Source organism: Pseudomonas sp. v388, assembly GCF_003935425.1.
In the GTDB taxonomy this organism is placed as follows: domain Bacteria; phylum Pseudomonadota; class Gammaproteobacteria; order Pseudomonadales; family Pseudomonadaceae; genus Aquipseudomonas.
The window spans coordinates 13912-33633 of sequence record NZ_RHQN01000004.1; the positions used below are offsets into that span (position 1 = coordinate 13912).

General features: G+C 62.2%; 18 protein-coding genes. 7 read left to right on the forward strand and 11 right to left on the reverse strand.

Going from position 1 to position 19722, the window contains the following annotated elements; translation table 11 throughout:
- Positions 1-274 precede the first annotated feature (274 nt).
- Positions 275-2254, reverse strand: coding sequence for a hypothetical protein (locus tag EGJ27_RS10820; RefSeq protein WP_125830740.1), 1980 nt, complete (start codon positions 2252-2254; stop codon positions 275-277).
- 312 nt (positions 2255-2566) lie between these two features.
- On the opposite strand from EGJ27_RS10820, the gene EGJ27_RS10825 reads away from it, so the two are divergent.
- The 3 genes from EGJ27_RS10825 (at position 2567) to xopAW (ending at position 5078) form a co-directional block, all read left to right on the forward strand.
- Positions 2567-3316, forward strand: a complete 750-nt coding sequence (locus EGJ27_RS10825) for a response regulator (protein WP_125830741.1) — start codon at positions 2567-2569, stop codon at positions 3314-3316.
- Positions 3313-4353 carry a cell wall metabolism sensor histidine kinase WalK gene (locus EGJ27_RS10830; RefSeq protein ID WP_125830742.1) on the forward strand — a complete coding sequence of 347 codons (1041 nt, stop codon included), beginning with the start codon at positions 3313-3315 and terminating at the stop codon, positions 4351-4353. The genes EGJ27_RS10825 and EGJ27_RS10830 overlap by 4 nt, the downstream gene beginning before the upstream one ends.
- 110 nt (positions 4354-4463) lie before the next feature.
- The gene (gene xopAW, locus EGJ27_RS10835) at positions 4464-5078 is read left to right on the forward strand and encodes a XopAW family type III secretion system calcium-binding effector (protein WP_125830743.1); all 615 of its coding nucleotides are present in this window, start codon (positions 4464-4466) and stop codon (positions 5076-5078) included.
- Positions 5079-5122: 44 nt separating this feature from the next.
- Here xopAW and EGJ27_RS10840 read toward each other — a convergent pair whose 3' ends face one another.
- The 8 genes from EGJ27_RS10840 to EGJ27_RS10875 form a co-directional block, all read right to left on the reverse strand.
- A complete protein-coding gene (locus tag EGJ27_RS10840) occupies positions 5123-6172 on the reverse strand; it encodes an AI-2E family transporter (RefSeq protein WP_125830744.1) in 1050 nt (349 codons plus the stop codon).
- Between the two features lie 89 nt (positions 6173-6261).
- On the reverse strand, positions 6262-7080 hold the full coding sequence (locus tag EGJ27_RS10845; RefSeq protein ID WP_125830745.1) for a DUF4892 domain-containing protein: 819 nt from the start codon (positions 7078-7080) through the stop codon (positions 6262-6264).
- Positions 7081-7219: 139 nt separating this feature from the next.
- Positions 7220-8074 (reverse strand): alpha/beta hydrolase, encoded by an 855-nt coding sequence (locus tag EGJ27_RS10850; protein ID WP_125830746.1) that lies wholly within the window; start codon positions 8072-8074, stop codon positions 7220-7222.
- Positions 8071-8880: an alpha/beta fold hydrolase gene (locus EGJ27_RS10855; protein ID WP_125830747.1), complete on the reverse strand. Its 810-nt coding sequence runs from the start codon at positions 8878-8880 to the stop codon at positions 8071-8073. Before EGJ27_RS10855 ends, EGJ27_RS10850 begins: the two co-directional genes overlap by 4 nt.
- 250 nt (positions 8881-9130) lie before the next feature.
- Positions 9131-9574: a hotdog fold thioesterase gene (locus EGJ27_RS10860; RefSeq protein ID WP_125830748.1), complete on the reverse strand. Its 444-nt coding sequence runs from the start codon at positions 9572-9574 to the stop codon at positions 9131-9133.
- A gap of 76 nt (positions 9575-9650) precedes the next feature.
- Entirely contained in the window at positions 9651-10106 is a 456-nt protein-coding gene (gene sixA, locus EGJ27_RS10865; RefSeq protein WP_125830749.1) for a phosphohistidine phosphatase SixA, read from the reverse strand.
- Positions 10103-10447: a DUF4389 domain-containing protein gene (locus EGJ27_RS10870; protein WP_125830750.1), complete on the reverse strand. Its 345-nt coding sequence runs from the start codon at positions 10445-10447 to the stop codon at positions 10103-10105. The genes sixA and EGJ27_RS10870 overlap by 4 nt, the downstream gene beginning before the upstream one ends.
- A 25-nt stretch (positions 10448-10472) precedes the next feature.
- A complete protein-coding gene (locus tag EGJ27_RS10875) occupies positions 10473-11498 on the reverse strand; it encodes an NAD(P)H-dependent glycerol-3-phosphate dehydrogenase (protein ID WP_125830751.1) in 1026 nt (341 codons plus the stop codon).
- Positions 11499-11816: 318 nt separating this feature from the next.
- On the opposite strand from EGJ27_RS10875, the gene EGJ27_RS10880 reads away from it, so the two are divergent.
- From EGJ27_RS10880 to EGJ27_RS10895, 4 genes are all read left to right on the forward strand, one after another.
- Entirely contained in the window at positions 11817-13745 is a 1929-nt protein-coding gene (locus EGJ27_RS10880; protein ID WP_125830752.1) for an ATP-binding protein, read from the forward strand.
- 220 nt (positions 13746-13965) lie between these two features.
- A complete protein-coding gene (gene fabA / locus EGJ27_RS10885; protein ID WP_125830753.1) occupies positions 13966-14481 on the forward strand; it encodes a 3-hydroxyacyl-[acyl-carrier-protein] dehydratase FabA in 516 nt (171 codons plus the stop codon).
- A 10-nt stretch (positions 14482-14491) separates the two neighbouring features.
- The gene (gene fabB / locus EGJ27_RS10890; RefSeq protein ID WP_125830754.1) at positions 14492-15712 is read left to right on the forward strand and encodes a beta-ketoacyl-ACP synthase I; all 1221 of its coding nucleotides are present in this window, start codon (positions 14492-14494) and stop codon (positions 15710-15712) included.
- Positions 15713-15807: 95 nt separating this feature from the next.
- The gene (locus EGJ27_RS10895) at positions 15808-16659 is read left to right on the forward strand and encodes a pirin family protein (RefSeq protein ID WP_125830755.1); all 852 of its coding nucleotides are present in this window, start codon (positions 15808-15810) and stop codon (positions 16657-16659) included.
- Positions 16660-16782: 123 nt separating this feature from the next.
- Here EGJ27_RS10895 and EGJ27_RS10900 read toward each other — a convergent pair whose 3' ends face one another.
- On the reverse strand, positions 16783-17508 hold the full coding sequence (locus EGJ27_RS10900) for a dienelactone hydrolase family protein (RefSeq protein ID WP_125830756.1): 726 nt from the start codon (positions 17506-17508) through the stop codon (positions 16783-16785).
- Between the two features lie 84 nt (positions 17509-17592).
- Entirely contained in the window at positions 17593-19497 is a 1905-nt protein-coding gene (htpG, locus tag EGJ27_RS10905; protein WP_125830757.1) for a molecular chaperone HtpG, read from the reverse strand.
- Between the last annotated feature and the right edge of the window lie 225 nt (positions 19498-19722).

The window sequence follows — 19722 nt, forward strand, 5'->3', positions numbered from 1 at the left end:
CCTTCATTAATGGGCGGCCGCGCAGACTACAGATTTGCGCCTGGAACTCATGCAGGACCATTCCGATGGATATGTAGGACTATTCCCACAGAACTTTTCCTCGCCAATAAGTGTATTAGCCGCCCCCAGCTGAGGCAGACCGTTTGGCAATTAAACGGGCCTGGATCAGCAGATCTGAGTTATAGAACCGCCCGTCATTCGTCATTCAAAAGAGCGTGGCCCCACACGCTCTATTCGATACCTGCGACTGATGACCGCCGTGATTAGCCAGGCATCAGCAAACACCAGGAAACTCCGGGGTACAAAGCCCGGCACCCAGAACCCGAGACACAATGAGCCTGGTCACATGGTTGCCTGTCTGTCCGGAGGCCTTCTCCAGCACGCAAGTTACCCGGGCACCGCCAAAGGTGATCACCGGCTCGATGTGATCTTCATAAGGGACTGTGACCAGAAAACCATTAGCGACAGTGTCGTCATCGAGGGTAACGGGGGCGAACTCATATTCAGTGCCTGGAATCGGAACAGTGGATTCCATGTCTTCGTAGGCCATCCAGCTGACAGTCAAGGTATCACCGCTTTGGTAATTGGCCGGATCGCCGACTATCTGAACCCGAATGCCTTCCCACGGCAGTGAACAGCAATTGATGACAGGATACGGGAGCGTGCTTTCCATCCATCGATCCGGGAACTCCACGTCCTTGAGCCCGATCATGTCGACGATTCGCACATCGACCTCGGTGCGCCTGGATTCCTGTTCGTTCACGCCATTCCAGGTACTGTAATAAACCGGCAGTTTCTCGTCGTAGCCACCCTCCTGGATCTTTGCCCAGGGAATCGTGAACGTGATCGGGTCGCTCGGCTGCTCGGTAGTGATCTCGACTTCATCAACAAAGGGGGTGAGCGCGCCCCAGTACAAGCGCAGCTTCTGGGTAGCAATCACCGGGTTGGACGGTATCTCTGCTGTGGCGTCCCGCCCCTTATCGGCCGGCCCCAGCACGTTGTCCACGGGCGGGACTTCACGACTCTTGACGACCACCAGCGGCAACAGGTCGTTGACAGGATCCGGGCCGGTGGGATCAGGGTCCGGTGGCGGGTCGATACCGGCCACCGTGAAGTCCACCGTGATATCGATTTGCGCCGAAGGCGTCCGCGCGGGCCCGCGCACCACGTTGTAGCTCACCTTGAAGGTACGCTTGGTCACCGCGCCGCCTGCGGACAAGGTGGGCCAGTCCACGAAAATCTCCATGGGAAATGTGGAGATGCCCACCGGCGGCACCGATACGCCTTCCCAGACCACCTCGATCTTGTCTTTCGTCGGCTGCTGGTTCTCGTATCCGGGAGCGGGAATCACTACATACACACCCTCCCGTGCGTCAGCCCGGTCGATCAGGCCGTCGCTCGCCAGCGGCACCTCGGGCGCCGGTAGCTTCGCCGGCAACAGATCGAGGTCGACGAATATTTCCGTCCATTGCGAAGGCTGGCCAAGATTGCCGGTACGGTCGACATAGCGGTAGACAATCGCGATCTGCCCATCCTGCAGGGTCTTGATGGTATCCGAAGAGATACCTACCACCGGATCCGGAGCCCCCGGCGCGGCTTCGGCTTCAGTGAGCGTCCTGGTTGCGACCGGAACACTCGGATCCTGTCTCGGGTTGCTGCCCACAGGCCCCCAGTACACCCGAAGCTGATCACCGGCAAGGATGTCGCTGGAGCGCGGTACCGTGATGTCCACCGTCGGATGCGTGTCGAGATAAGCGAGAGTCAGACCGTTGTTGATGATTTCCTGGGGCAGCCCGGGCGCATCACCGACCAGATTATCGTTCGGCGGGGTGTGATCGACGTAGAGAGGCAACGCGTGCGAGTAATCTGTATTCCCCGTCAGGTTGACATGCCGATAGGTGAGCAAGTACTCCCGTTCCTCTTGAATGACGTCCGCACCGATGGCGTACTCCCGCTCAGCTGGATTGTTCTGAGGATCCACCAGCGTTCTTTGTTCCAGCACGTCAGCGTCGAGCAGAAATAGCAATTGGTCTCCAGCAGTGAGCGCCTGACTGGCCGGCACTCTCATCGTCAGCGCTTGCCCCCATAACGACTTGGGCCAGCGGTATTTCGGATCCCCGGGAATCGGTCCCAGCACGCCTTCTCCTTCGGGCGGGTCCAGAGTCGGGTCATTCTGCCGGGCGAATTCAAGCCGTCTTTGTCGATCAGCCCGCCGCGCCTGCTCGGCGGTAGGCGTGGGTTTAGGTGCGGTCATCAACGCGTTCTCCTTGTGAGCGTGACCCTGCGCAGCATCCAGACCGGCGGCGCTGCAATTGTGCATCCATGCGAAGATCATTAAACGCCGCTGCCACGGCTCCGAATACTGCTAGAAATGCTAGGTAGCGAGCGCGAACAGTCCGCGCCCGGCACCGGAGCGGCCGCTTTGTATCGGTCTCGATACATTGACGACATGTCCGCGACAATCGGCCAAGCCACCCTTCCGCCGCGCCTCCCGGCGAAGTAGCATGCCCGGAGCGTTGATCTTCAATAGCGGCCAGTGATGGCGGCATCACCAGGCGGTCGCATCATGCAAGCATCCCCCATCAACAATCCCGAAGGCCCTTCGACAGAGCAGCGCTGGAACACCCGCGCCCTGATCGTCGACGACGATCTGGCCATTCGCGAGCTGCTTTGCGATTACCTGACGCGCTTCAATATCCGCGCCACAGGGGTGACCGATGGCGCGCAGATGCGCCAGGCCCTGAGCGAGGAAGCGTTCGACGTGGTGGTGCTGGACCTCATGCTGCCGGGCGAGGACGGACTGTCCTTGTGCCGCTGGCTGCGCAGCACCTCGGACATCCCGATCCTGATGCTCACCGCACGTTGTGAACCCACCGACCGCATCATCGGTCTGGAGCTGGGCGCCGACGACTACATGGCCAAGCCGTTCGAGCCTCGCGAGCTGGTGGCGCGGATTCAGACCGTACTGCGCCGGGTGCGCGACGACCGCAGCGAGCCCCGGACCATGATCCGTTTCGACGCCTGGCGCCTGAACAGCGTGCTGCGCCAACTGGTCGCCGCCGATGGCCTGGTGGTGCCATTGTCCAACGCCGAGTTCCGCCTGCTGCGGGTATTTCTGGAACGTCCGCATCGGGTGCTCAGCCGCGAACAACTGCTGGACGCCGCCCGCGGGCGCTCCATCGAGGCGTTCGACCGCAGTATCGACTTGCTGGTCTCGCGCCTGCGCCAGAAGCTGGGCGACGATCCCAAGAACCCGCAACTGATCAAGACCGTGCGCGGTGAAGGCTACCTGTTCGACGCCAGGGAGCTGGCTTGATCCGTTCCGCCGACACCCTGTTTGCCCGCCTGTTCGGCGGTGCATTGCTGGCCATTTTGCTGGGCCATCTGTTGGCATTCATCTGGTTCACCCAGTACGGTCCGCCGCCGATGCCGCCTGCGCCCAAGGCGGAACATTCGGCGCAGTCCCACGATCAGGGCCAACACCCTCGCCCACCGCGCCCTGGCCCATGGTTCGGCCCGGCGGTATCGCTGTTCTTTCAACTGATCACTCTGGTGGTCGCTGCCTGGTACGGCGCCAAGGCACTGAGTCGCCCTATCCAGCGCCTGAGCGAAGCGGCTGAACGCTTGAGTGAGAACCTGGACAACCCGCCGCTGGAAATCACCGGCCCACGGGAAGCCCGCCAGGCCGCGCTGACCTTCAACCTCATGCAGCAGAATATCCGCGAGCAGATGCAGCAACGCGCGCGGCTGCTGGCGGCGGTTTCCCACGACCTGCGCACCCCGCTGTCGCGCCTCAAGCTGCGCGTCGAGCAGATCGACGAGCCGCGTCTGCACGATCAGATGACCCAGGACCTCAACGACATGATCGGCATGCTCGATGCGACCCTGACCTACTTGAACGAGCACCGCAAAAGCGAAGAACTTCAGCAGCTGGACCTGCAAGCGTTGATCGAGTCCCTGGCCGAGAACGCCCAGGACAACGGCGACGACGTGCAGTGCGAAGGCCAGTGCAAACCGCTCAAGACCCAGCCGATGGCGCTGCGCTCCAGCCTGCATAATCTGATCGACAATGCGCTGCGCTACGCCGGCAGCGCGCTTATCACCCTGGAGGACAGCCCCGAGCGGGTACGAATTTCGGTCATCGACCACGGTCCCGGCATCGCCCCGCAGTTCCACGAAACCATCTTCGAGCCCTTCTACCGCCTGGAAAGCTCGCGCAACCGCAATTCCGGCGGTGTCGGCATGGGCATGACCATCGCACGGGAAGCCGCACGGCGCATGGGCGGCGAACTGCATCTGGCGCAGACGCCCGGTGGTGGCCTGACCGCAATTCTCGACCTGCCGCGCCTGTAACCGGTATCACCGGCGTTACAAAGCACACAACCCCACGACAAATGTCCCCTTGAGGCTGCACAAGCCGGCACACCTTTTCCGGCAACATCCATCGCAGGGGAGTGAGTTCAATGATCAGTGGTATCAGCAGCAGTGTGTCGAGCTACACAGGTTCGAGCAGCGCAACGTCAGGCGCCGTCAGCAACAAATTCCAGGAAGAACTGCTGGCCAGGCTCGACACCGATGGTGATGGCGCCATCAGCAAGGACGAGCTGAGTTCGGCCCTGTCTTCGGACAGCAAGGACGGTGTCACCGTCAGCCTCAGCCAGGCGTTCAGCGACCTGGACAGTGACGACGATGACAGCCTCGATGCCCAAGAGCTGGCCGCATTGACGCCGCCGCCACCGCCACCGATGCAATCGGCCACCGATCTGGCCGAAAGCCTGTTGTCCTCGCTGGACGGCGACGGCGATGGCGCGATCAGCAGCGAAGAGCTGACCACCGGCCTCAGCAACGCGAACAGCAATGCCAGCGGCACGGAAGTGTTCGACGCGCTGGACACCAACGAAGACGGCACCGTCAGCCTCGAAGAGCTGACTGCCAGCCTGCAGCCGCAGCAAAGCGAGCAGAGCCAGACCAAACCGATTGCCGCCCAGGCCCTGAGCCGCATGGTCGCGGCGCTGAGCGAGCGTTACGACACCGACGGCAGCAAGCCGCTTGGCAAATACCTCGACACCGCTGCCTGATCACGTCCCCGCCGTCGACCCGGGTCGCGCGGCGGGGTCGGTGATCATTTCGGCGTGCGCGCCCGCTCACTGTTCACCCAGTCGATCAGCAGGCTATACGCGACCGCCAGCAGCGTCGGGCCGATGAACAGCCCGATGAAGCCGAACGCCAACAGCCCGCCGAACACCCCCAACAGCACGATCACCAGCGGCAGATTGCCGCCGCGACTGATCAGGTAAGGCTTGAGCACGTTGTCCACGCCACTGATCACGAACATGCCCCAGATACCCAGGAACAACGCCATGCCATATTCGCTCTGCCAGACCAGCCACGCAGTGGCCGGCAGCCAGACCAGCGGCGGTCCCATGGGAATCAGGCTGAACACGAATGTCAGGATGCCCAGCACCAGCGCGCCGGGAATGCCGGCAATCAGGAATCCGATCAGGGCCAGCACTGCTTGGGCGGCCGCCGTACCGATCACGCCGTTGACCACCCGCTGCACGGTGCCGGCCACCAGATCCAGATAATACTGGGCGCGGTCACCGATCAGACGCTCCAGCAAGCTCAGCACGAACGCCGCCAGGCGCGGGCCGTCGCGGTAGAAGAAGAACGCGAAGACAATACTCAGAGTCAGCTCCAGAATGCCGCTGCCGATCTGCGCGCTGCGGGCCAGCAGCCAGTTGCCGACTTCGCCCAGGTACGGCCGCACGGTGCTCATGAAGGCCGCGCCCTGCTGGTCAATGGTGTTCCAGATGCCCAGCAGCCGCTCACCCACCAGCGGCAGGCCACCCAGCCAGCCCGGCGGATCAGGCAGGCCATCGACCTGCACATCACGGATAAACGCGATGGCATCGCGCACATGATCGGCCAAGTTGAAGCCCAGCCACACCAGCGGCGCGGCGACCAGGACCAGCCAGCCCAGGCTCATGACCAGCGCCGCCAGGGATTCGCGGCCCTTGAACCAGCGAGTCAGCAGACGCATCAGCGGCCAGCTGGCGAACGCCAGCACCGCTCCCCAGACCAGCGCCGACCAGAACGGCGCCATCACCCACAGGCAAGCCCCGAACAGCGCCAGCAGGAGGATCTGCACCAGGAGTCGATCGTTATTGAACATGGAATTTCACTGCGCAAGAGTCGGGAGCACAGAGCATAACGGTGAACGCGCCCAACGTCAGCGTTCACCGGGTTTGTCGCCAGTGGTGATCAGCGGATCAGCTCGACCAGCAAGCCCTTGGCCTCGCCGCTTCCGGCCTCCAGCCTTGCAGCGCGCACACCTTTGGCGACCAGCGCTTCACGCCAGGCTTGGGCGGTGGCACCAGACAACGTGGCGCGCAACGTGCTGTCCAGATTCAGGCCGCGCGACAGCAGCGTCACCCATTGCTCCTGAGGCTCGCCGCCGAGCCTGGGCAGATCGAGACGCCCGGTGCTCTTGAGCTGGCGCAACAAGGTGGCCGATGTCGGCAGCAACTCGCCCAGCGGAGCGGCGGACTCGAATTGCTCGACATGCAGGTAGGCCCGGCGGTTGCCGCGAGTGATGGCATACAGCGCGACCAGGGTCTCGCTCCTGGGTTCGGCCAGGCGCAGCAACAGATAAGCCTGGCGGTCGTCGGCACCGTAGAGCCGGGAATTGGTGAAGACTTCATTGGCCCACAGGCTGCTCTCGCCGCAATCGCGGGCCTGGCACCAGAACAACAGCTCGGCGCCCTGCTTCTGCAATGCTTCGCGCGCGGCGGTGAAGGCATCGTCGGAACTGTGCTCGACAGGCAACTGGTAGGTGATCGTGGTCAGGTTGCCTCGGGCGGACACCTGACCGTCGAAGCGCAACTGGTTGCTGATCTTGCGGATCGAGCTCATTGGATAGACGCGCTCCACCTCGGCGCCCGGACGGTAATCGACGATCTGCGAGTCGGTGACCCGCGGCAGGATGTCCAGGTCCTGGCTGCCCGACACATCGGCGGCCAGGACGGCGGCACTGGTGAGGGAAAGGCACAAGGCAAGCAGCGGAGCACAGGTTGAACGCATGGGTGCTCTCACTGACAGATAAACGGGTGAAAGGAAGCGGCAGGTTCGCCAATGTGACGACGACGCAAGGTAGCGGATAGGTCCATCATGGTTGACTCCTGTTTCAACCCGCCCAGCCTCGGCAGTTGCCGGCCTCAAGTCAAGAAGCAGCGAAGAAGCGATTGAAACAGTCTGCAACAGCGCTGGCTCCGGCAAGGTCGTCCAGATGCAGATGATGGCCGCCGGGCAGCGTGCGGACGTTGAACGGCAGGCCCGCCAGCACGTCGGCGTTTCGGGTCAACAGGCCATCCTGGGCAATGACCAGCTGCGTGGGACAGTCGATACGCTCGACGAACGCCATCGCCTGTTGTTGCGTGAAGCGCACCGCCGACGGCAAGGTCAGCCGGCTGTCGCTGCGCCAGGTGTAACCGCCCGGCACCGGCATCAGCCCACGCTGGGCCAGCAGCTCGGCCGCCTCCCGGCTGACCGCCAGCGCGCCCTTCATCCGCGCCCGGACGGCGCGCTCCTGATCCTCGTACACCGGTTTTTTCTTGGCGGCCAGGGCCAACTGCGCCTGCATCGCCATGCCCATGCGTTCCGCGGCCGACTGCGCCTCGCCGGTGAGCGGCACCAGCCCGTCGATCAGCGCCAGGCGCTTGACCCGCTCAGGCAGCGAACCGGCCAGGATGACCGAGATAATCGCTCCCAGCGAATGCCCCAACAGGGAGAATCGCGACCAGCCCAGTTGTTCGGCTACCTGCAGGACATCGAACACGTAATCGGCCAGGGCGTACCCGGCGCCTGCCGGACGATGGTCGGAGTGACCGTGGCCGGCCAGGTCCAGTGCGACGATGCGCAGCCCGTGCAGCCGCGGCGCCAGCAGCGCGAAGCTGTTGGCATTGTCCAGCCAGCCATGCAGGGCAATCACCGGCTCGCCGTCTTCGGGGCCGAACAGATGCGCGGCCAGTTCGATATGGCCCAGGTCCAGACGCACTTCTTCGACAGGATGGCTCATGGCGCCCCTCGTGCGATCTGCCGGGCATCCCAGCGGGTGAACAGTTTTTTCAGCATGCGGGCCGTGTCGTCCGGGTGTTCGAGGGGAAACATGTGACCGCCGGGCATCGACAGGTACTCGCCGTCGCGCAGGCGCTTGACCAGGTAACCATGATGCGGCAAAACCACCCGGCTGTGCCGGCCGCGGACCATGGCCAGCGGCACTTTCAGCTGACGGGTTGGTATGGGACTGGTATGGGGAACGCTGCGGTAGATGCTGATCTCGGTCGCCGGGTCGAAACGCAGGCGCAGTTGCTCGCCATCGGCCCGCAGGCCGTGCTGCAGATACGCATCGAAACACTCGGGATCGAAGCGGCGGAACAGCGATTTCCCGGAGAAATAAGCGCGTGCGGCTTGCAGGTCGGCGAACGCCTCGCGGCGCCCCAGTGTGCGACCGGCAGGCGTGATCCGGTCAATGAACCCCCAACGCTTGGCGGCGCGGATGAACAGTTGATCGACCAGGCCCAGCACCGGCGAGTCGAGCATCACCACGCCCCGATACAGTTCCGGGCAGCGCAACGCGGCATGGAAATGCAGCAGCCCGCCCAGGGAATGACCGACACCCCAGACCGGCCCCGGCTGTTCACGCAGATGGTGAATGAGCTCGTCGACCAGATTCAGCCAGTTATCATCCACCGGAAAACGCGGGTCATGGGCGTGCTGTTCAAGGTGGGCGACGCCGTACTCCGGCGCCAGCGCAGCGAACAACTTGCCGTAGGTGGCCGACGGAAACCCGTTGGCGTGAGCGAAGAAGACTTGTTGCGGCATGCCGACACACTCAGAGGCCAGATAAGTCGCGATTGTGCGTAGCCAGTGCGTTTGCGGCAACGACTGGAATTGCCATCGAGGGCGGCACTCGCGCCAGCCTGCCAAGCCCGCTCCCACAAACCTGCGCCGAACCCGTAGTAGCGAGCTTGCTCGCGAAGGCAATTTTCCGGCGGATTAATAAGCTGCGACTTTACCGGCCTCTTCGCGAGCAAGCTCGCTCCTGCAGAAAGCTGCCGCGATCCCAAACGGCCTAGCGTGCAGGCGGTTGTTCGCCGTGGGGCACCACCGCAACGGTCAGCCGGGAAATGCAGGTCGGCTTGCCGTCCTCGTTGCTGATCCGGATATCCCAGACGTGGGTCGTGCGCCCCAGATGCACCGGGCGCACTACGCCAGTGACTCGTCCGGTTTTCACTCCGCGAAGGTGGTTGGCGTTGACTTCGATGCCGACGCAGAAAAACTTGTTTGAATCCACCACCAGATAGCTGGCCATGGAGCCCAGGGTTTCGGCCAGGACCACCGACGCACCGCCGTGCAGCAGGCCGAACGGCTGATGGGTTCGGTGATCTACCGTCATGCTGGCGGTCAGCGAATCGTCGGTGCAGGACTCGAAGCGGATATCCAGTGCTTCACCAATGGTGTTTTTCAGCGCCGCTGTCAGGGCGCCGATGTCAGGGGGTGTCATCCACACAGTCATATCCATTCCTTTTTCGTGAGGGCGGTTTATCAGAAACGTGTTCCAGACACCGACTGTCCGTGGCAGCGGTGAGCGATCAGACGTGATGCATGCTCACCAGCTCCATCCCACCGGCCAGCACGAACTCGCCTTCCAGCTCGGCCAGGCTGGCGGTGCTCATCGGTTCGGCCTGTTGATAGCTGCCGTGGGCCAGCAACCCCACCAGCGCACCGACCAGAGGCTGGTGGCTGACCAGCAGCACCTGCTCGACGCCCAGGGCGTCCAGTTCGGCCAGCACCTTGCGCGGATCGCTGTCGGGTGTCAGCCAGGGCGCACTGACGATCGGCTGCTGGAAATTCAGCGCCTGATGCACCTGTTCAGCGGTTTGCCTGGCGCGCACATAGGGGCTGGCGATGATCCGTTGCAGCGGCTGGCCCACCAGATGTCCGGCGCTTTTGAGCACGTCTTCGCGCCCACGAGCGGTCAGCTCGCGGGCGGCGTCGCTGGGCGCCTTGGCATGCGCTTCACCGTGGCGCAGGATCCAGACTTTCACAACTTTGGCTCTTCATCGCGCACCGGATGCGCTGCGGGCTCGACGTAATGGGCGATTTCGCCTTCAGGTGCGCGTGGCGTCGGCCAGTCGGCGAACGGCCAGGGTTTCTGGTCGCTGTGAAAGGTACCGAAGCGGCCGATCTGGGCCAGAAACTGGCTCAGACTGTCGCCCAGGTTCATCAGGCTCAGGTTCGGCGCGCCGTAGACCAGCCGATAGACCAGCTGGATCAGCACTACACCCGCCAGGACCAGCTCCGCCACTTGCCAGACCACCAGGAATACCAGCATCCACAGGATGCGCAGCAGGATCGATTCGTTGTTCTGGATCTTCGATTCGTTCAAGACCTTCTCCCTGACACGTTTGAATTCAATTGAAACCGGTGGTCGAAATGAAGTCGACGTCCGTCTTGGGTTCGGCGCGCATCAATGCCTCGATCACCTGATTGAGCGTACGGCCTTCAAAAAGGATTGCATGCAGCCCCGCGACCAACGGCATATAGACCTGGCTCTCCTGCGCCTTGACCTTGAGCACCTTGAGGGTATTCACGCCTTCGGCCACTTCACCCAGTCGGGTCACCGCCTCGTCCAGGGTCAAGCCCTGTCCCAGCGCGTGCCCGACCTGATAATTGCGGCTCTTGGGTGAGGAACAGGTCACGATCAGGTCGCCGACCCCGGCCAGCCCCAGAAAGGTCATGGGATTGGCGCCGAGGCTGACGGCGAAGCGGGTCATTTCCGCCAGCGCCCGGGTGATCAGCATGCTCTTGGTGTTTTCCCCCATGCCCAGCGCCACCGCCATGCCGGCAATGATGGCGTAGACGTTTTTCAGCGCCCCGCCGAGCTCGACGCCGAAGCGGTCGGCACTGGCGTAAACGCGGAACGTACGACCATGCAAGGCGGCCTGGACTTCACGACACAAAGCTTCGTCCTCGCTGGCCACCACGGTGGCGGTCAACGCGTCCTCGGCGATCTCGCGGGCCAGGTTCGGCCCCGACAGCACGCCGATGCGCGCCTTGGGCACGATTTCTTCGAGGATCTGGCTCATCAGCTTGAAGGTCTGGGCTTCGATGCCCTTGGTCAGGCTGACCAGCATCTTGCCATCCAGACGCTCGACATGGGGTGACAACACCGAACGCAAGGCGCTGGACGGCAAGGCGACGAAAATCAGCTCGCAACTGTCCAGGGTGGCGAACAGGTCGGTGACCGGTTCGACTTCCGGACGCACCTTGATACCTTTGAGGTAGCGAGGATTCTCGCGATTGACGCGGATCGCCTCGGCCTGTTCGGGGTCGCGCATCCACTGGCGTACCTGACGGCCATTGCAGGCCAACAGGTTGGCGATGGCAGTGCCGAAGCTGCCGCCACCGAGAACCGCAACAGGTTGCTGTGTGGTCATAAAGCCATCCATCCGGGGCCATTCATCTGGCGATGGCGGCATTATACGGAGCGCCACGGCATCGGCCAGCGCTTAACGTCATCGCCAGCCTCATCCAGGGCCGCGCGGGCCGCCGACAACTTCACTGGCAAACCGGCACATCTCGGTTAACATGCGCCGACCAGCTTGAATCTTCGTGACGATCCGCCCCTTTGCGCTGCCTTGTCGATGGTCAGGATGTCATGAACAGAACCCCGAAAGCGCAGGCACGCCAGTAATGATCGATCACCTCCTCATCCATCACTCTTATCTTGGTCAACGCCTCCGGGAAAGCTGCCGATGACCCCACGCAACTGGGACATTCACACCCGCACCCAGATCATCAGCCTGGGCCCTGCCCTGTTGCTGACGGTATTGCTGATCGGCTTTTTCACGTTCGTGCGCATTCAGGATCTGCGCCAGGAGCTCAACCACACAGGGCAACTGATCGCCAACCAGCTGGCCCCGGCCTCCGAGCCTGGCGTGGTGCTGGGCGACATGGATGCGCTCACCGGCCTGATGCGCGCCACCCTGTCGATGCCCAACGTGCGTTACGTAGAAATCCAGGACAGCGCCAACAACGTGCTGGTGTATATCGAGCAGCCGGCCCAGAACGAGCATCAGTCGCGCCAGATGGAAATTTTCCAGGCGCCGATTCACGCGCCGCATGCGGGCATGTTGCGCAGCGCCGCCAGCAGCCGCAGCCCCGAACCGGTGCCGGCCCCCGAGCACTACATGGGTCGGGTGCTGGTGGGCATGTCCAGCGAGGCGTTCAGCCGTCGCCAGCAGGAAATCCTGCTCAAGGCCGGCATTCTTGCGCTGTGCGCCCTGGCCTTCACGTTCGTGTTCGCCCGGCGCCTGGCCATGCGACTGGCGCAGCCGATCAGCGACATGGGCGAAACCCTCAAGGCCATGCAACAGGGTGACTACTCCACGCCGCTGCCGGTCAGTGACGATGCCGAACTGGGTGCGCTTGCGCGGCACATCAACAACCTGGCCGCCAATCTCGACAAGGCCAGCCTGGAACAACAACGTTCCATGGCGCAGCTGATCCAGACCCGCGAAGAAGCCGAACAGGCCAACCGTGCCAAATCCGATTTCCTGGCGATGATGAGCCATGAACTGCGCACCCCCATGAATGGCGTACTGGGCATGCTGCAGCTGATGGAAACCACTCGCATGACCGACGAACAGGCCGAATACGCGGCACTGGCCACCGAGTCGACCGAGCATTTGTTGCGGGTCATCAACGACATCCTCGATTTCTCCCGCATCGAACGCGACGCCCTGCAAATGGAAGGCATCGAATTCAACCTGGCGGAACTGGTCACCGCCTCGGTCCATGCATTCAACCCCAGCGCGGCACAACGCGGGTTGCAGTTGAACCTGTGGATCGATCCGGGCCTTGAAAACATGAGCGTGCTGGGTGACCCGACCCGCATCCGCCAGATCCTGGTCAATCTGATCGGCAACGCCTTGAAGTTCACCGAGGCCGGCAGTGTGCGCGTGGCCCTGAGCTGGGTCATGGACGGACCGGATGTCCTGCGTTTCACCTGCACCGTGCGCGACACGGGGATCGGGATCCAGGCCGACCGACTGGAGTCGATGTTCGACGCTTTCAAGCAGGCCGACAGCTCCATCTCCCGTCGATACGGCGGGACCGGACTGGGCCTGCCCATCGCCCGCACCCTGGCCGAACGGATGGGCGGCAGCCTGCAGGCGCAGAGCGAGGAACACGCCGGCTCGACCTTCACTCTGCAAGTGCCGCTGGCCGTGTCCCCGGCATCCCGGGTCGATGCCCACCGTCCCAAGCTCGACGTACTGCAGGAGGACGGGCCGTTCACCGTGCTGCTGGTGGAAGACAACTCGGTCAACCGCACCGTGGTCCAGGCCATGCTGCACAGCCTGGGTTGCCGGGTGGAGGTGGCGGTCAACGGCGAACAGGCCGTCGACATGGCCCGCGACGGCCATCACGCGTTGATTCTGATGGATTGCCGACTGCCGGTCATGGACGGTTATCAAGCCACCCGTCAGATCAGGCAGATTCCCGGCCTGGAAACCCTGCCGATCATCGCCCTTACCGCTAATGTCTTGCAGGGCGACCGCGACGCCTGTTTACAGGCGGGCATGGACGACTACCTGGCAAAGCCGTTCAAACACGCTGATTTGCAGCAGGTTTTACAGCGCTGGTTAGCCTTTCGGACACCTGCGACTGGCGATAAATGCTAAATTGCGGCAGTCTTTACCCACGAATCAGCCAGCGCGGCCGTTCGAATGCAGGATTTCAGTGCACAGGTGTGCATTCATTTTCCTCCGCGCTGTGACTTTCATTACAACGCAACAGTCTATGAGTAGGCTGCCAGGCATGTACTGGCGAATTAGTCCGCCAGGACTGGCGTTTGGGCCAGTGGCGCCCCAACCTGCCGCACAAGATCATTGAGGAGCTCGCATGACCAAACAACACGCCTTTACCCGGGAAGACCTGCTGCGCTGCAGTCGTGGCGAGCTGTTCGGCCCAGGTAACGCGCAACTGCCCGCCCCCAACATGCTGATGGTCGACCGCATTACCTACATCAGCGAAGAAGGCGGCAAGTACGGCAAGGGTGAATTGGTCGCCGAACTGGATATCAACCCGGACCTGTGGTTCTTCGCCTGTCACTTCGAAGGTGACCCGGTGATGCCTGGCTGTCTGGGCCTGGATGCCATGTGGCAACTGGTGGGTTTCTACCTGGGCTGGCAGGGCAATCCCGGCCGCGGCCGCGCCCTGGGTTCAGGTGAAGTGAAATTCTTTGGCCAGGTCCTGCCGACCGCCAAGAAAGTCACCTATAACATTCAAATCAAGCGCACCATGCGCGGCAAACTGGTCCTGGCAATCGCCGAAGGCACCGTGAGCGTCGATGGTCGCGAAATCTACAGCGCCGAAGGATTGCGTGTCGGCCTGTTCACTTCCACTGAAAATTTCTAAGGGTACTCGCATGCGCCGCGTCGTTATCACTGGTCTGGGTATTGTTTCCTGCTTGGGCAATGACAAAGACACCGTCACCGCCAACCTGCGTGCTAACCGCCCTGGCATCCGCTTCAACCCGGAATATGCCGAAATGGGTCTGCGTAGCCAGGTTTCCGGCTCCATCGACCTCAACCTCGAAGAACTGATCGACCGCAAGATTTTCCGCTTCGTCGGCCATGCGGCAGCTTATGCCTACCTGGCCATGAAGGACGCGATCGCCGATTCCGGCCTGACCGACGAGCAGGTTTCCAACGTGCGCACCGGCCTGATCGCCGGCAGCGGCGGCGCTTCGACCCTGAACCAGATGGAAGCGCTGGATACCCTGCGCGAGAAAGGCGTCAAGCGTGTCGGCCCGTACCGTGTCACCCGCACCATGGGCAGCACCGTTTCGGCTTGCCTGGCGACGCCGTTCAAGATCAAGGGCGTGAACTACTCCATCTCTTCGGCCTGCGCCACCAGCGCCCACTGCATCGGCAACGCCGTCGAGCAGATCCAGCTGGGCAAGCAGGACATCGTCTTCGCCGGCGGTGGTGAAGAAGAACACTGGAGCCAGTCGTTCCTGTTCGACGCCATGGGCGCCCTGTCGACCCAGTACAACGAAACGCCGGAGAAGGCTTCCCGCGCCTACGACGCCAAGCGTGACGGTTTCGTCATTGCCGGCGGTGGCGGCATGGTCGTGGTCGAAGAGCTGGAACACGCTCTGGCCCGTGGCGCCAAGATCTACGCCGAAATCGTTGGCTACGGTGCCACCTCCGACGGTTACGACATGGTCGCGCCAAGCGGCGAAGGTGCCATCCGCTGCATGCAGATGGCGCTGTCCACCGTTGAAGGCCCGATCGACTACCTCAACACCCACGGCACCTCGACTCCGGTCGGCGATGCCAAGGAAATGGAAGGTGTGCGCGCTGTGTTCGGCGACAACGCACCGGCCATCAGCTCCACCAAGAGCCTGTCGGGTCACTCCCTGGGCGCCGCCGGCGTTCACGAAGCGATCTACTGCTTGCTGATGATGGAAAACAATTTCATCGCCGGCTCCGCCAACATCGACGAACTGGACCCGGTTGTCGCCGACATGCCGATCCAGCTCAAGACCATTGAAGACGCCAAGATCGATCAGGTCATGAGCAACAGTTTCGGTTTTGGCGGTACCAACGCAACGCTGGTGCTCAAGCGCTGGCAGGGCCAGTAATTCGCATCTGCTGTACTGAGAAGGCGCCTTTCGAGGCGCCTTTTTTATGGAATACGCCGAGCTGTTTTGTAGGCGCATATCTGGAGACCCATGTGATGCTCACGATAAAACCCCGCGCCGAGGATGTGGAAGGCCAGCCCATCCTGCGCCCGTTGCCTTCTGCTCGCTGTCGCAGTGTCGGGCCTTTCGTGTTTTTCGATCACATGCTGGAGAACCCTTACCCGCCAGGCAGCGGAATGAACATTCGCCAGCATCCGCATATCGGACTGTCGACCCTCACGTACTTGTTCGAAGGCCAGCTCCACCACAAGGACAGCCTGGGCAGCGACCAGCTGGTGCGCCCCGGCGAGGTCAGCTGGATGACCGCCGGGCGAGCCATCGCCCATGTCGAACGTACGCCGACGCCTCTGCTGGCCGGTGGCTCGCGGCTGCACGGCCTGCAAGTCTGGCTGGCCTCGCCCGTGGAGCACGAGCAAGGCGACGGACATTACAGCCATCACCCCGCAGAGACCCTTCCCGTCCGGGATTCCATGGGCATTGCCATGCGCATGATCGCCGGCAGCGGCTTCGACCTGACTTCACCGGTTCCGGTGCTGTCAGCGACGCTGTACGCCGAGCTGCACATGGAGACGGCCACGACGCTGCTGATCCCGACCGAGCATCAGGAACGCGCGCTGTACGTGATCGACGGCGATGTGTCGCTGGATGGAGAGCCGGTCGAAGTGCAGACCCTGGTGATTCTGGAGCCTGGCCAGGCGGTGAACCTGTGCGCTGAAAGCGAATGCCATGCCGTACTGATCGGTGGCGCCCCGCTGGATGGCCCGCGAAGGATGAACTGGAATTTTGTGGCCAGTGACCAAGCGCTGATCACCGCGGCCCGTGAGCGCTGGGCCGCAGGCGACTGGCCAACGGTGCCCGGAGAGACGGGACGAATCGAACTCCCCTGAGCGCGGATATTTGTAGGAGCGGCTTTAGCCGCGAAGGCTTCATCAGGTGCGAAACAAATGCTTGGCCTGTACCGGCCTCTTCGCGGCTGAAGCCGCTCCTACGCTGCCGCCGGTGCTACCGAGTTACGCGAACACTTCGTCCAGCAGGTCATGCATCGACTTGAATGCGCGTCTGGCGACCTTGGCGTCGTACATCATCATGCCCGGCACATTGGCGTGCGGGTCGGTGAACGAGTGGAACGCACCGCCGTAGCTGTGCAGCTGCCAGTCCACGCCTGCGGCATTCATTTCGTCTTCGAAGGCCGGAAGCTGTTCCTTGGGCACCAACGGGTCTGACGCGCCGTGCAGGACCAGTACCGCGCCCTTGATGTTGTTGGCATCGGCAGGGTTGGGAGTATCCAGCGTGCCGTGGAACGAGATGGCCGCTTTCAGCTCGGCGCCGGTGCGCGCCAGTTCCAGCGCGCAGCAGCCACCGAAACAGAAACCGAAGGTGGCGATGCGACTGGCATCCAGGGAAACACCCGCCTGACTCAACAGCTGGTCCAGGCCGGCCTGCATGCGCTTGCGCAGCAACGCCCGGTCGTTCTTGAGCGGCGTCATCGCGGCGCCCGCTTCATCGTTGTTGCCCGGGCGCAAGGTCTGACCGTACAAGTCGGCCAACAGCACCACATAGCCTTGCTCGGCCACGGCCCTGGCGATGGTTTCCGCGCCCTGACTGACGCCCATCCAGTTGGGCGCCATCAACAGGCCGGGCTGTGGCGTGGCTGCATCGGCGTCGTAGACCAGACGGCTTTCATAAGGCTGACCATCGATCTGGTAAACCACGGAACGGACAGTAATCGTGCTCATTGCTGACTCCTGATGTTGGGAAGAGGGAAAGACGAATCTCAAAACGAGAAAACCCGCCGAAGCGGGTTTTCTGTCAAACCGTCATCAAACCGACAGTTCCACCAACAGCTTGTTCAGACGACGGACATAAGCGGCCGGGTCCTTGAGGCTGTCGCCGGCGGCCAGTGCCGCCTGATCGAACAGGATATGCGACAGATCGCCGAAGCGCTCTTCACTCTGCTCCGCATCGAGCTTGCCGATCAGCGGGTGAGCCGGGTTGAACTCGAAGATCGGCTTGGAATCGGGAACCTTCTGGCCGCTGGCTTCGAGAATCTGGCGCATCTGCAGACCCAGGTCCTGCTCGCCGATCGCCAGAATCGCTGGAGAGTCGGTCAGGCGGTGGGAGACCCGCACTTCACTGACGGACTCACCCAGAGCGGTCTTGAGGCGCTCGATCAAGCCCTCCTTGTCCTTGGCGATCTCTTCCTGGGCCTTCTTGTCCTCTTCGGAATCCAGCTTGCCCAGGTCCAGGTCGCCGCGAGCGACGTCGACAAAACCCTTGCCATCGAAATCGCTGAGGTAGCTCATCAGCCACTCGTCGATGCGATCGGTGAGCAGCAGCACTTCGATGCCTTTCTTGCGGAAGACTTCCAGGTGCGGGCTGTTCTTGACCTGCGCGTAGGATTCGCCGGTCAGGTAGTAGATCTTGTCCTGACCTTCTTTGGCGCGCGCCAGATAATCGGCCAGCGAAACGCTCTGCTCGCCGGTTTCATCGGAGGTGGAGGCAAAGCGCAGCAGACCTGCGATCTTTTCCTTGTTGGCGAAATCTTCCGCCGGGCCTTCCTTGAGCACCTGGCCGAAGTTCTTCCAGAAGCCCTTGTATTGCTCGGGTTCGTTCTTGGCCAGTTTTTCCAGCATGTCCAGCACGCGCTTGGTCAGTGCCGACTTCATCGAGTCGATGATCGGGTCTTTCTGCAGGATTTCGCGGGACACGTTCAGCGACAGGTCGTTGGAGTCGACCACGCCCTTGATGAAGCGCATGTACAGCGGCAGGAACGACTCGGCCTGATCCATGACGAACACGCGCTGCACGTACAGCTTCAGGCCGCGCGGCGCTTCGCGCTGGTACAGATCGAACGGCGCACGGGCCGGCACGTACAGCAACGAGGTGTATTCCAGCTTGCCTTCGACCTTGTTGTGGCTCCAGCTCAGCGGGTTCTCGAAGTCATGGGCGACGTGCTTGTAGAACTCCTGATATTCCTCGTCCTTGACGTCGGAACGGGAACGGGTCCACAGCGCGCTGGCGCGGTTGACGGTTTCCCATTCCAGCGCCGGCGCTTCTTCGCCTTCGACGGCGGCCTGTTCTTTGGGCAGCTCGATCGGCAGGGCGATGTGGTCGGAATACTTCTTGATGATGTTGCGCAGGCGGTAACCGTCGGCGAACTCCTCCTCGCCGTCTTTCAGGTGCAGGACGATACGCGTGCCGCGCTCGGCCTTTTCCAGGGTGGCGACTTCGAATTCGCCCTCGCCCAGAGAGGTCCAGTGCACGCCTTCGCTGGCCGCCAGGCCCGCACGGCGGCTGAAGACTTCAACCTGTTTGGCCACGATGAACGCCGAGTAGAAACCGACGCCGAACTGACCGATCAGGTGCGAGTCCTTCTTCTGGTCGCCGGACAGGTTCTTCATGAAGTCGGCAGTGCCGGATTTGGCGATGGTACCCAGATGGGTGACCACATCGTCACGGCTCATGCCGATGCCGTTGTCTTCGAGAGTGACGGTCTTGGCGTTCTTGTCGAAACTGACACGGATCTTCAGTTCGGCGCCGCCTTCCAGCAACTCCGGCCTGGACAACGCTTCGAAGCGCAGTTTGTCGACCGCGTCGGACGCGTTCGAGATCAATTCACGAAGGAAAATTTCCTTGTTGGAATACAGCGAATGGATCATGAGGTGCAGCAGCTGCTTTACCTCGGTCTGGAAGCCCAGGGTTTCCTTTTGAGTTTCCACACTCATGGTCATCAAACTCCGATCTGGATGGCATAAGCCGCCATGGCAAGGCATGCGCCTCAATGGCGGCGGGTAGTCATCAAGTTGGGGGCTGGGTACAGGATTTCAAGAGGGCCGTTGCGATTGACGATCCCGACTCGGCGTGTCACGCCACATCCGGAATAAAAGACAAGTGTTGCACACAGGTATCAGACCATTGCGTTCAAGCCGCGCCTTGAACTGCGCTGTTTT

Coding starts and splice junctions, on each gene's coding strand:
- EGJ27_RS10820 (WP_125830740.1), bottom strand. CDS start 2,254: ATGACCGCACCTAAACCCACGCCTACCGCCGAGCAGGCGCGGCGGGCT.
- EGJ27_RS10825 (WP_125830741.1), top strand. CDS start 2,567: ATGCAAGCATCCCCCATCAACAATCCCGAAGGCCCTTCGACAGAGCAG.
- xopAW (WP_125830743.1), top strand. CDS start 4,464: ATGATCAGTGGTATCAGCAGCAGTGTGTCGAGCTACACAGGTTCGAGC.
- EGJ27_RS10840 (WP_125830744.1), bottom strand. CDS start 6,172: ATGTTCAATAACGATCGACTCCTGGTGCAGATCCTCCTGCTGGCGCTG.
- EGJ27_RS10845 (WP_125830745.1), bottom strand. CDS start 7,080: ATGCGTTCAACCTGTGCTCCGCTGCTTGCCTTGTGCCTTTCCCTCACC.
- EGJ27_RS10850 (WP_125830746.1), bottom strand. CDS start 8,074: ATGAGCCATCCTGTCGAAGAAGTGCGTCTGGACCTGGGCCATATCGAA.
- EGJ27_RS10855 (WP_125830747.1), bottom strand. CDS start 8,880: ATGCCGCAACAAGTCTTCTTCGCTCACGCCAACGGGTTTCCGTCGGCC.
- EGJ27_RS10860 (WP_125830748.1), bottom strand. CDS start 9,574: ATGACTGTGTGGATGACACCCCCTGACATCGGCGCCCTGACAGCGGCG.
- EGJ27_RS10875 (WP_125830751.1), bottom strand. CDS start 11,498: ATGACCACACAGCAACCTGTTGCGGTTCTCGGTGGCGGCAGCTTCGGC.
- EGJ27_RS10880 (WP_125830752.1), top strand. CDS start 11,817: ATGACCCCACGCAACTGGGACATTCACACCCGCACCCAGATCATCAGC.
- fabA (WP_125830753.1), top strand. CDS start 13,966: ATGACCAAACAACACGCCTTTACCCGGGAAGACCTGCTGCGCTGCAGT.
- fabB (WP_125830754.1), top strand. CDS start 14,492: ATGCGCCGCGTCGTTATCACTGGTCTGGGTATTGTTTCCTGCTTGGGC.
- EGJ27_RS10895 (WP_125830755.1), top strand. CDS start 15,808: ATGCTCACGATAAAACCCCGCGCCGAGGATGTGGAAGGCCAGCCCATC.
- EGJ27_RS10900 (WP_125830756.1), bottom strand. CDS start 17,508: ATGAGCACGATTACTGTCCGTTCCGTGGTTTACCAGATCGATGGTCAG.
- htpG (WP_125830757.1), bottom strand. CDS start 19,497: ATGAGTGTGGAAACTCAAAAGGAAACCCTGGGCTTCCAGACCGAGGTA.